General features: G+C 53.7%; 7 protein-coding genes. 4 read left to right on the top strand and 3 right to left on the bottom strand.

Going from position 1 to position 12,745, the window contains the following annotated elements:
• Positions 1-126 precede the first annotated feature (126 nt).
• The gene (locus tag GSQ86_RS03935; RefSeq protein WP_371720121.1) at positions 127-3,741 is read right to left on the bottom strand and encodes an alpha-mannosidase; all 3,615 of its coding nucleotides are present in this window, start codon (positions 3,739-3,741) and stop codon (positions 127-129) included.
• Positions 3,742-4,162: 421 nt separating this feature from the next.
• Here GSQ86_RS03935 and GSQ86_RS03940 point away from each other — a divergent pair, with 421 nt between their 5' ends.
• From GSQ86_RS03940 to GSQ86_RS03955, 4 genes are read left to right on the top strand one after another with little or no spacing between them, the layout of a single operon-like run.
• Positions 4,163-5,107: an alpha/beta fold hydrolase gene (locus GSQ86_RS03940; RefSeq protein ID WP_254062118.1), complete on the top strand. Its 945-nt coding sequence runs from the start codon at positions 4,163-4,165 to the stop codon at positions 5,105-5,107.
• 55 nt (positions 5,108-5,162) lie between these two features.
• Positions 5,163-5,846 (top strand): response regulator transcription factor, encoded by a 684-nt coding sequence (locus tag GSQ86_RS03945; RefSeq protein ID WP_158748664.1) that lies wholly within the window; start codon positions 5,163-5,165, stop codon positions 5,844-5,846.
• Entirely contained in the window at positions 5,843-7,294 is a 1,452-nt protein-coding gene (locus tag GSQ86_RS03950; RefSeq protein WP_158748665.1) for a cell wall metabolism sensor histidine kinase WalK, read from the top strand. Before GSQ86_RS03945 ends, GSQ86_RS03950 begins: the two co-directional genes overlap by 4 nt.
• A 49-nt stretch (positions 7,295-7,343) precedes the next feature.
• Entirely contained in the window at positions 7,344-8,369 is a 1,026-nt protein-coding gene (locus GSQ86_RS03955; protein WP_158748666.1) for a YncE family protein, read from the top strand.
• 55 nt (positions 8,370-8,424) lie between these two features.
• On the opposite strand, the gene GSQ86_RS03960 is transcribed toward GSQ86_RS03955, so the two are convergent.
• Together GSQ86_RS03960 and GSQ86_RS03965 are read right to left on the bottom strand one after the other, a co-directional pair.
• Positions 8,425-11,520 carry an efflux RND transporter permease subunit gene (locus tag GSQ86_RS03960; RefSeq protein ID WP_158748667.1) on the bottom strand — a complete coding sequence of 1,032 codons (3,096 nt, stop codon included), beginning with the start codon at positions 11,518-11,520 and terminating at the stop codon, positions 8,425-8,427.
• Positions 11,520-12,692: an efflux RND transporter periplasmic adaptor subunit gene (locus GSQ86_RS03965; RefSeq protein ID WP_254062119.1), complete on the bottom strand. Its 1,173-nt coding sequence runs from the start codon at positions 12,690-12,692 to the stop codon at positions 11,520-11,522. The genes GSQ86_RS03960 and GSQ86_RS03965 overlap by 1 nt, the downstream gene beginning before the upstream one ends.
• Positions 12,693-12,745 lie beyond the last annotated feature (53 nt).

The raw sequence follows: 12,745 nt of genomic DNA on the forward strand, positions 1-12,745 counted from the left end.
GTTAGCTGACGAGAATGCGAAGGAAGTGCCCGTGTCCAACCGGACACTCCCTTCAAAGTTGGCATGTCATACGTCCAAGCCTAATTTCTTATATTTCTTCAAGTTCCAAGTTGTCATCACTCATGCCTAGCGAGCGGCTTCCATGGTTTGTGGAGGTTCTGTGCGGCCAAGTGTGTCGTAAAGTGGAGCCGCTGGCTTGATCGCAGGAACGTCCTCGGCAACTGACACAGCCAGGATGCGGATTTTATCGTCATTCGGAAGTGTCAGATTTCGCGCGCCTGCGGGAAGATCGATGGAATACGCGAAGAGATAAGAGTACTGATAAGGCTCATTGAGTCCATCGGGGGTGTGGTGGTGTGAGACATACCATGCAAGGCTCGCGGGTTTGACGTAGCCTGCCATGAGACCGACGTAGTCCTCAGGATAGCGCGGTGATGGGACGCGTGCTTCCCGCTCCTGTTCGTCAGGCGGCGGCCAGGGTGCATGATTTGCTGAGATCGCCCAGTTGCGTTCCTGTTGATTTTTCCAGATCCGGGTATCCCATTGCCCGATGAATCCGTTCCACGCCTGGATATTTAGATCAGCCGTCCTGCTGTCAGCTCGGAATGTAGCATTTCGATCGCCGTCAGCAGAGGTCGCCAGAATGAAAATCCGATTGTAGTTGCCGGCTGGTAGCGCAAGATTTTGTCCTTTGGCAATGACGGCGTTTGCCTTGCCAGTTCCGGCTGTAGCAAGTTGGAACTGTACGCCGTTGTAGTCGATATGTGAGGGAAGCATCTCGGCGGGCAGAGCATCGCCTTTACCGTCGATACCGCTGCTCGCCGTTTTCGTGTCGTCGTTGCTGGCGACGGCGAGATCGTAGTCTAACCGCACAGGCTGAGATTGCAAGGCAGCCAGATGCATGGGGGATTTACCAAGCTGCAATGCAAATGTTCGGGGCTGATATGCACTGAACGATGTGACCAGATCCCCCCCGCTCACATTGGCCTTTCCTACCGGTTGTTCCTGCGCGTTGACTTCGCGCGCAGAAGTGACGGGACCGGCGAAGGAAACGCGCACATCGGGCGCGGCTTTGCCGTCGAGTTCGACCATGCGAAGAATGATTTCATCGCTGCCCTCGGATTTCTTGAGCGCTAAGACGCGGACACGTGAATTATTCAGATGGAAAAGGGAAAAGCTCTTGCCAAGTGAGCCCGGGTGAGGCGTAGTTTCGAACGCAATGAGGGGATCGTTCAGGCGATATCCTTGCCAATCGGTCTGGGCCTCCCGCCAATCTCCGGAGTGGCCCGCCAATGCAAAGACGAATTCATGATGGCCCCAATCCTGATTGGACTGATCCGTGTATCCCTGGGGTCTGCCATTTGCCGGGGGCATGCCAGGAGAACGGAGAAGAGTCAGGCGAATTGTATTGTCATTCGGTTTGTCGGAGCCATTCTTACAGTCAGTGAGAATCGTTGTACCAAAGCTACCGCTCTTGTCCGTGATATCAATCCAGCGATGTGAAGCGACTTCAAACTGACGTTCATGTGCGTTTTGTCGCCGAATTGTGCCCACATCCCAGTTGTAAGTGGCTTCAGAATTTGAGGCTGCGAGAGGAATGGTTGCCTTCAGATTTGCGGAGAGTGTGCGCCAATCGATCGCATTGGCAAACTCTACACGGTTGCCTGCATCGCCAGCTGAAAGGCTGATCGTCTGCACAAATTTTGAGTGCTCTCCTTCACGCGTTACTTCAATTGAGACCCGTACCGGTCCTTTCTCTTTTATGCGAATCTGCGCGGGGCCACCAATATAGGCACGTGGGGGTGCCTGCTCCTGATCGAAATCCATATTCCACGCTGGATACATTGCAGGTGCGTCGTTGGAGATCGCAAGTCTAATCGGTGCTGACAATAACTCTTTGTTGAGGCTCTTATCAAAAATACTGGAGACGTCGCCATCTGGGTCGATCTGAACCCGATAGCGGGCATTTTCCAAGGTGGAATTTGTTACTTTTAACTCGCGACTCGCATTGTATTTTTCTGCTGGCAACACATGGTAGACGCTGTATCCCACGGAGGGGGTTTTTGCGAGGAAGAGCACGTTGTCGTCTTCTAACTGCGCTGGTATCTCTTTTCCTTCCGGATCGATCACCCGCGCTGCTTTAGGTGTGCCGCCAGAAAAGCTCACGCTTGCTTCGACCAGATCTTCTCGCGCGATGCTGAGTGGGTTGTAAACAATGATGGGCGTGCCTTTGCCTTCGCTATCGAGCTGCGACGCGATGGCGGCGCTGGCACTGGTCAAGACCGTTGCGAATTGATTTGCGGCGATGATGTCATCGTTCCAAGCAAACTCGTAGGCTCGCGGTGTTGCCGTCCCGGCGGCAGTGTCATGAAAGTGCCCTCCAAGTTCGAGCATCCAGGCATCATTTAACCGCTTCTGCGGATAGGCAGGTCCGCCCATCCATTGCGCTGCAACGGAGGCTTTTTCAGCAGCGTCTGCCAGGTTTTCGTTCTGGATGATCCAGCGCTTGTGGTAGGCCTGCGATGTCAATGACCCGGCTGAATGGTTTATAAGCTCAAGATCCCCCTTGTATTGCGGCATGCGGGAGGACATGTCCGGCGTAATGGTGTTGAACATCTGATCGGCGGTAGACTCGATCACGTGCACCGGTCCGTCGCCGACTTGTACTTCGGATCCAGAGGGCGTCGAGGCCGATTCGATGTTCCTCAAAAAGTTGGGCTGCGGCGGAGGAGGCAATATGGTTTTGCTTTTTGTAACGATGGCTTCGAGCAGCTTGACTGTCGATTCCTGGGTTGCTCCTCCGATATCACCGGTGCCTACATAATGATAGTCGGCATAGATGCCGGTTACTTTGCCATTCAGATCAATTCGTTTTACCCAATCCTGTTCCCAGGGTCTGGGGCGTTCGAGAAAGCGCAGTTGCTGCGCTGTGAGTTTCGCTTTTTCCTCGGCTGTTAATTGTGGCATCGGTGGAGGCGGCCCCGGGTCTTTGCTGAGATCGGTGAAAACGTTACTGCCATAGCCGCCGGGATTGAGAGCTGCAAGTACCGTTTCGCCGTCGGGGCCGACCCATAGTCCTACATTGAACGGAATACCTTCGGGCGTTTGTTCGGGTGAGTCAGGCCCACCTACTTTCGGGGAAGGTTGCCACGCAGCGCTGAGTTTTTGGGTTGAAAAGCCCTTTACTCCGGCATGTGTGAGGATACTTGGCAATGATGCGGGGAAGCCGAAGCAATCGGGCAGCATGTATTCGTTGCTAGCCTTGCCGAATTCGTCGCGGAAGAACGTATTGCCGTAAAGTATCTGGCGAAAGATCCCTTCGGCGCTGGGTAGATTGACGTCGCCTTCTTCCACTGACGAGCCAGCTGGAAACCAGCGGCCTGCAGCGACGTATTTCTTGATACGCGCATAGTCGTCAGGGAAGTATTCCTTCATCAGGCGATAACGGTTCGCACCAGTCCAATTGAACACATAGTGAGGGTACTTATCCATGTAATCAAAGTTGACGCGCATTGTCTTGAGCAGATATTCGCTGATAGTTTGTGGAAACTCCCAGCGCCATTGCGTGTCCAAGTGCGCATATGGAACGACATATAAGGTGGGATCCCTGGAGATGTCCGGCGACTGCATAGTCTGCCCTTGAGCGCCGGTTAGTAACAGCAACGTGATTGGCAATGCCAGAAAACGGCCAGACTGCATACGCTTCAATATGGCATGAACGGAGGTACGATACTTTGTCATTCGCCTCTCTCGACCTAAGGGCAGCGGCCTAATCTTGTTAGAAGCGGCCCTTTCAAAATTTTGCGCGCTTTGAAGGCGCGGTGTTCCGCTGGTTCGAACCAACTGCTTGGCAGGACAGGAGGGATTCCCGCGCGATGCTTAAGCTGCCCGGGTAGCCGCCGACTTCCGGGAGTTTGCAAAGGCGACGGCGCGCTCCTACTTGAATGGTGTTTGTTGATGGTGGGCTTTCCGGTAACTTTATCAAGATGCGATGAAGTTGGAGTAAACAGCGAGGCACATTATCTCTCGATTGGTATCGTTTCCACCGCGTGAAAATCCTAAGAGTGAGACGTTCGAGTTGTCAAGATAATTTTCGTGCTGTAGATGCCGAGGTAGACTTCTATGAGCATTAGATGTCGAGGCGTACTCGAGAATTTCGAAGGTGATCCATAAGCGCAATGTCTGGGGTCGTGACCGAAAATATAACAGGAAGATGAAGGATTTCGTGTCCATGACTGATAGAGAACGAATGGAAGTTTTCGACGATGACCTTAAAAAGTTTGAAGTTTTCGGAGCTACCCCGCTACCGAATCCCGATACGCAAGGTTATGCCGAAAACAATGGAGCGCGGATCTGGTATGCCGGCTATGGCTCAGGCTTTCCGGTGATTTTGCTGCATGGGGGGCTGGGTCACAGCGGCAACTGGGGCTACCAGCTTCCGGAGCTGACAGGAGCGGGTTATCGCGGCATTTTAGTGGATAGCCGTGGCCATGGGCGGAGCTCGCGTGATGGGCAACCATATTCTTATGAACTGATGGCATCCGATGTCCTTGCGGTGATGGACGTATTACATATCGATAAGGCTGCTCTGATCGGCTGGAGTGATGGTGCATGTACAAGTTTGGTCGTTGCTGGAAAAGCTCCCGCGCGAATTGCTGGTGTACTTTTCTTTGCCTGCAATATGGATCCGAGCGGTGTAAAAGAGATTATTTTCGAAGCCGATTCAGCGCTTGGTCGTTGCTTTGCCCGGCATACGAACGATTACGCCCAGCTTTCAGCCACGCCAGACCAATTCAAGGCATTCGTTGACGCAGTGAGCCTGATGCAGAAAACGCAACCAAATTATTCCGTAGATGATTTGGCTGAGATTAGTGTCCCTGTGACTGTGGTGCAAAGCGAGAATGATGAATTCATCAAGGGAGAACATGCCGCCTATCTCGCAAGAACTATTCCTCATGCGGAGCTTGTGATGCTGGACGGCGTCAGTCATTTCGCTCCTCTGCAGAGACCGCAGAAGTTTAATGCTGCAATGCTTGCATTTTTGCGCAAACTTCGGTTGTCTTCCCTTCCCAGAGTACCGACAACTCAGAGAATGAATACGCCGTAAGGTAATTCAGGCAGACTTAAGAAAGGCTTGAGACAATATCTTCAAGGTGCTAGATATGCGCGTACTTCTGATCGAAGATGAGCAGCGGCTCGCTGAGAACATTGTTGCTGCTTTGCGCGAAACCGGATTGGCGGTGGACTACGCACTTGACGGAGAAGCAGGCTCGCACCTCGCGGAGCAAGGTGTTTATGACGCTATCGTGCTCGATCTGATGCTTCCCGGTAAGAGTGGTCAGCGTGTTCTCCGAGACCTGCGTCGAGAAAAGATTCACACTCCTGTTCTGATTCTCACAGCACAGGAAGGTAAGGAATCCATAGTAAGTTTGCTGAATGCGGGAGCGGATGACTATCTCAGCAAACCTTTCGATCTTGGGGAGCTTCTTGCGCGGATCAAAGCTCTCATACGTCGTGCAAAGGGTGTCTCCAATCCGATCCTGATGGTATCGGATGTGGAGCTGAACACTGTTCAGCAGACGGTTCGGAGGCGCGGGCAACTCCTCGATCTGTCACCAACGGAGTACCGTATTCTCGAATATCTTATCCATCGACCCCGCGCCATTGTTTCCAAGCAGGAGTTGCTGGAACATCTCTATGACTTCGATTGGGAGCATCATTCCAACGTGATCGAAGCACACGTTTCAAACCTTCGCAGGAAGCTGAACATCGCGGGCACTGAGCCGTTGATCGAGACGCTGCGCCATCGCGGATACCGTCTCCGCGATGAGATCGCTGTGCTATGAGAAAATCCCTGTCCATCACTCGAAGGCTTACCGTTACGGTACTCGCTTTAGAGTTTTTATCTGCGATGGCTTTGATTGGCGCGATCACGATACACGAATGGCATGTGCAGTTGAAAGCCTTCGATTCGTCTCTCGAAGCAAGTGCTGAGTCACTCATGGGCGCGGTTCAGGATGCAGAAGATGAAGGCGATAATGTGATGCTCGATATGCGCGGAGTGCATCTCGGGAAAAATGCCATCTTTCGCGTTAAAGACGAGCGAGGCAGAGTGCTTGGCTCCGCGGGTGAGCCCCCATCCCTGGAGTTGCCTTCGTCGTCCGAGCATGTTTTTCACAACATGGATATAAGCGGCCGAAGTTATCGGTTCTTCGTCCTTCACGGCCTTCGGATCGTAGACCCGGGTGAGCCGAATGGTGGAACTCCCCACAGCATCACGATCATTTATGGAACTCCGATCGGACATGTTTGGCACGAAGTAATTGAGTCGATTCGTTTCTTTGCAATCGCGACAGCTGTGTTGCTGGGTGTAACCGCCCTCATCATGGCGTGGTCGGTAAGGGCCGTGTTGTCACCCGTTAACGAGCTTGCTCGTGAAGCGGAACGCATAACTGCACGCGATTGGCATTTTGATGCTCCCAGGAGCGCGAAGGAAACGGTCGAGTTACGACCACTTGCAGCGGCTCTCGAAGCAGCGCTCGCACGTTTGCAGGGCTCATTTGATCAGCAGAGGCGATTCACGAATGATGCTGCTCACGAACTAAAGACGGACGTTGCAATCGTCAAGTCGTCTCTACAACTGTTATCCATGCGCAAGCGCACAGTCGAAGAATACGGTCAGGGACTGGCGCTGAGTCTGGATGACTTCACGCGTCTGGAGATGACGGTACAGAAGATGCTCACTCTAGCGCGACTGGAGCAACAGCCCATAGAGAACAGCCGTTCAGGCACTGAATTTCAGTACTGTTCTTTGCGGGATGTAATTGAGGATGCGATCCATCAAAGCAAGCCCTTGGCTGAGTTGAAGGCGATTTCCGTGGTTTTCGAGTGCGTCGCTGATGCCAAAGTGCCAATCGATAACCGCGACGCGCTTCTCCTGTGCTCGAACATTCTGCTGAATGCGCTACAGCATAGCCCTAATGGGACTACCGTACGAATTGCTATGACTGTCAATGAGGAAGCATGGCTAACTGTCGAGGACCAGGGGGAAGGCGTTTCGGATGAGGATCGTGCTCATGTCTTCGAGCCTTTCTACCGGGGCGATCCCTCGCGAAGCAGAAGAAGTGGGGGAACCGGGCTGGGGCTTTCCATCTGCAAGGCCATCTGTGAACGAGCGGGCGGTTCGATCGAAATCGAAAACCGAGTAGTGGGCGGAGCATTAGTTACGGTGAAATTGCCAGTGAAGCCTTCAGTATCTATTCGTAGCTCTTCAGCGCTGCTTAAGGCACAATAGCCACACTGAAGAGACCGGCGGTCATGCCGAGTTCATGCAGGAGTTCATCATGTGTTCTCACCTACGCCCGTACCAAGGAGCAGTAGCCGCGATTCTTCTTTCTATTGCAGCGGCATCCGCTGCGCAGACTTACCATATTGCCGATCGATGGAAGCTTGGCGGTCAGGGCGGCTGGGACTACCTGCTAAGCGACGACGCAACACAACGTCTTTATATTACGCACAACTCGCGAGTCGAGGTCGTGGATACGGCCACCGGTAAGCCCATTGGCGCAATTACAGGACTTCAGAGCACGCATGGCGTGGCGCTCAACCCTGATGGAAAAACTGGTTACATCAGTGATGGCGCTGGGAATGCGATCGTCGTCTTCAATCGCACAGATCTCAGCGTCCAAGGCAAAATTCCGGCCGGCACGAACCCCGACGGCATCACATTCGAGCCGATGACGAAAACGGTCTGGGCGTTCAATGGGCGGAGCAAAAATGTCTCGGTACTGGATACTGCCTCCAATACAGTAGTTGCCACTGTACCGTTGCCTGGGAAGCCGGAGTTTCCTCAGGCAGACGGGCAAGGAGCAGTTTTCGACAATATCGAGGACAAGAATGAAATCGTAAAGCTGGATGCTGCTAGTCACACGATCGTCGCGACATGGCCGTTACAAGACTGTGAGTATCCCTCAGGTATGGCGATCGATCGCACTCGACATCGGCTTTTTTCCGTATGTGACGGCGGTAAAATGGCCATTATCGACTACACCACGGGAAAACAGTTGGGATTGGCTACGATTGGTGATTCACCTGATGCCGCAGGCTTCGACGCAAAGCATGATTTAGCGTTTTCTTCCAATGGCGATGGCACACTCACAGTTGTCAATACAGCAAAGTCAGGCTTCCCGGTTCAGCAGACATTGAACACAGCCAAAGGTGCACGAACGATGGCGTTCGACACTTCTACCGGACGCATTTACCTGGTAACTGCGCAGTTTGGAGCGGCACCCCCAGCAACCGCAGCCTCGCCACATCCCCGCCCGAGCGTCGTGCCGGATAGCTTCGAGATTATCGTTGTGGAGCAATAATTATTGAAGAGCCGTGCTAAAAGAAGGCCTGCAATCGTAGATCGCGGGCCTTCTTTCATGTTGCCTGAAATTTAGATCGAGTAAGTAGGTAGTACACCACCGGCGTGACTAGGAGGCTCAGCGCCATTGAGATGACGAGGCCGCCTATTACAGCGATGGCTAGCGGCTGAAGCATCTGCGATCCAGAGCCGAGCGCGAACGCGAGTGGCAGCATGCCACAGATTGCCGCGGATGCGGTCATAACAATAGGGCGCAGTCGTCGTTGTGCGGCATGCATCATCGCTTCGCTTGCTGAGGCGCCTTCATGGCGGTATCGCTCATCGGCGTCGAGAAGCAGTATGCCGTTCTTTGCCACAATGCCGATGACCATAATGAGCCCCATAAATGACGCGACGTTAAATGTCGTTCCGGTAACGAGCAGGGCAAAGACTACGCCTGCGATAGAAAGTACGGACGAGGTGAGAATGGCAAGTGGTGCAGACAAATTGCGGAACTCGACTAATAGCACGCCGAAGACGAGCGCAAGAGAAAGAACGAGAACCCTCAGTAATTCTTGAAAAGATTGCTGCTGCTCCTGGTACGTACCGCCATATTCGATCCTCATTGTGGGCGGAAGATGCATTGCGCTGACGGTTTTCTTCACTTTTGCAATCGCGGTTCCAAGATCAGAACCCTCAAGCCTTGCCGTAACCGTAATGAGTTGCTGCAGGTTCTCGCGTTTGATTTCATTCTGTGGAGGAAGTTGCGTCACCTGTGCCAGAGCTCCCAGCGTTGCCAGCCGTCCGGTAGAGCTGTTGAAGACCGTATTCTGAATCGTATCCAGAGATTGGCGTGTCTCATCTCCGAGGCGGACGCGAATTGTGTAAGGCCTTCCATTTGCAATCAGCGGGTCGGTGGTCGTCACACCGTCCAGGATCGATGTTGCGTCTTCAGCGATCTCTGAGGGAGTGAAGCCCATTCGCCCAGCTACAACGGGATCGATCTGAAAGTTCGTGGCTGGGCCGCTGATTGTATTGGCGATTCCATTCTCAACATCGACGACGCCGTTAATCTTGCTGATGGCATCACCGATACGGGGACCGAGATTCGCCAGCAGGGCAGGATCGTTGGCGAACACCTTGATCTGAATTGGTTCAGGTGCATTCGAGAGATCTCCAATCATGTCCTGAAGGACTTGTGTGAACTCGACATCAAGCTGCGGCTCAGTTTTTTTGATCTGGGCGCGGGCATCGGCAATGACTTCGTCGATGCCTCGATCGCGCTCACCCTTCAACTTTACCGTCATGTCTCCGGTATTGGCTTCAGTGACCGCTGCCAATCCCATCTGCAAGCCGGTTCGCCGCGAAGTGCTTTCGACCTCGGGCATATTGTGAAGGATTCGCTCCACATGATCCAGCGTACGGTTTGTCTCGGAAAGTGAGCTGCCAGCAGGCATAATGTAGTCGAGAATGAACCCACCCTCGTCCATCTCTGGAAGAAGATCTGATCCAAGCGTCCGGTAGGAAAACCAGCTTCCGAGAATCAAAAGCACGCAGAGGCCCAGCAACATGAACGGCCGATGCAGCGACCAGCCGAGAGCGCGTTCATGCCAATGCAGCACTTTAGACATGACGCGTCCGTGATGCTCATGAGATTTGCCGATTGTATCTCTGCGATCGCGCAGGAAAACAAGGCTGAGCGCCGGGGTCCAAGTGACGGCGAGAAGCAGTGAGATGAGCAGCGCGATTGTCATCGTGATGGCAAGAGCGCGGAAGAAGCTTCCTGTGACGCCGGTGACTGAGATCAGCGGAAGAAAGACAACGACAGGCGTGACGGTCGATCCGATGAGCGGCACGGCGATCTCACGGAGGGCTAAGCGAGCCGCGTTGGCGCGAGTCTCTCCGCTGTCTCGGTGCAGGACAATATTTTCTACAACAACGATCGCATCATCGATTACAAGGCCGATAGCGGCGGCGAGTCCGCCGAGCGTCATGAGATTGAAGCTCTCTCCAATGGCCCACAGAAAGAGAATAGTGATAGCAACTGTTACAGGAATGACCAGGCCGGCGACAACCGAGGAAGTCCAGTCGCCCAGGAATAGAAATAAAATAATGCACGCTAAGAGAAGTCCGATGAGGATGGCATCGCGGACGCTGCGAATACTTTCGCGCACAAGCTCTGACTGATCATAGTAGGGTTCGAGTCGAACACCTGCAGGAAGGGTCTTTTTGAGCTGCTGAACTTGTGTTGTAACGGAATCAGCGACGGCCACCGTGTTGCTGGAAGGCTGCCGGGTTACGTTCAGAAGAACGGACGCACGGCCGTCCGCGGTGACTGCGGTATATGTCGGCAGCACGCCTGGTAGGACGGTGGCTACGTCTGAGACACGGACGGCCGCTCCGCTTGTTGCCGTCTTCACAACCAGATGACCCAGCTGGTCGGAATCATGCGCCTGAGCTCCTACAAGCCCGAGGATCAACTGATGATTTGCTTCATAGAGTCCTGGCGAATCGATGATGTTCGACGCCTGCACCGAGTTTACGAGATCGAGAATTGTAACGCCCGCAGTCTGCATCCGCGCCATGTTCGGCACGATGTGGAACTCCGGTACCTTGCCACCTTGCACAGTGATAGTGCTCACACCAGGTACCCGGTTCAGCGGGGGCTTGAGTTGATAGGTAGCCAGCTCCCAAAGCTGCGTTTGCGAAAGCCGGTCAGAGGTAAGGCTATAACCAAGAATCGGAAAGGTGGCGAAAGTGAGTCGGTTGGTGGTGATAGTCGCGGTATTAGGAAGGGTCTGACGTACCTTGCTTATGGCTGCATCTACCAACTGAAGCGTTCGGTACATATCGACGCTCCAATCGAAGAAGAGACTGATTTCGGCCGAGCCTCGGCTCGTTGTAGACCGCACGGTGACCAGGCCAGGAACCGAGTTGATTGCATCTTCAATCGGTTTAGTGATCGTCACCTGCATCTGCTCGACGGGCATTACACCGTTGTCGACACCGATCACGACGCGTGGGAAGTTCGTTTCGGGAAAAACTGAAATTGGGACCTGCCTCGCCGCATAAATACCAGCGAGCGAGAGCACGATGAGGAAGAAAAAGATCGGACCTCGATAGCGGACTAGCCAGAAGGCGCGCTCAACGCGCAGCGGGGGAGTCTGCTCCATCACTTCGTCTCTCCCCCTGCCTTATCGTTGTCGTCCTCAGCCTTGCCGACCTTCACCTTTGTTCCGTCATCAAGACCGTACGCACCTGTTGTGATGACAGTTTCCGCTCCGCTCAATCCTTGTGTGATCTGAGCGTCTTGGCCGTCATTGATTCCCAGCTGCACATCTTTCTTGTGAGCGGTACCATCCGCACCCACCACCATCACGAATTTCGACCCATCCTGTAGCGTAAGCACCGCGGACAATGGCACTTTAATAGCGTCGGTGACCGCTCTCCCTTTAATTGAGGCTCTGACCGGAGTGCCGGCCTTGTACCTTCCAGCGTTATTGTCGATATGGAGCCACACTTCCACCGTTGTGCTTCCTGGATCAAGAGCTGGGCTGACAAGGGAAATCTTTGCCGGGACAGCCTCGTCCACTCCTGGAACCAATATGGAAGCATCGTCTCCCACGCTCAATCGTTGCGCGACGGTTTGCGATAAATGGACCTTTGCGAGCAGCGCAGAGGTATCCATTACTGTGATTAGAGAACTGCCTGAGTTGGCTGTTTCACCGGCAAAGAGAGGCCGGTCTGTAACGACCCCTGTGATTGGACTCCGGATCTCGGAATATGAGACCTGAGTCTCTGAGGCAACGTATTTGCCTTTGGCAGAAGTAAGTTGGCCCTGCGCCTGCCGAAGCGTAGCGGCCCGGCTTACCACCTTTAAAGAATCCAAATGATTTTGCGCCACGTCATATGCGGCCTGTGTTTGCACCAAGGCTGCCACGGCCGTATCGTAGTCCCTTCCAGCGATCGCGCCTTCGGCAAGTAACTTCTGCCGCGCAGTCACAATTTGATGCTGCAGGTCAAGCTGGGCCTTCGCCTGCGCTACATCCAACTCTGCCTTGCGATAATCTTCCAACACCTGCACTTTCGTCTGCATGTCGAAAGACGCCTGTGCGGCTACGTATTGCCCCTGGTTGTCAAGCGCTTGAGCAGCGAGATCACGGTTCTCAAGCACCGCGAGCAGTTGTCCTTTCTTCACCCTGGAGCCACGCTGTACATAGAAGGCACGGACTGGAGCTGTAATTTTAGGAGAAATCGCAGCCTGTGCCAGCGGAGATAAAACCGCATCGGCCATAATGTGTTCGGATATCTCTCCGATCTCCGGACGTTCCGCCTGCACCGTCACAAGAGTTGTCGCCTCGGCATCGTTCGGTTTCCTGCATGCCTGAGTAAACAACG

It is taken from the genome of Acidobacterium sp. S8 (assembly GCF_009765985.1).
In the GTDB taxonomy this organism is placed as follows: Bacteria; Acidobacteriota; Terriglobia; order Terriglobales; family Acidobacteriaceae; genus Alloacidobacterium.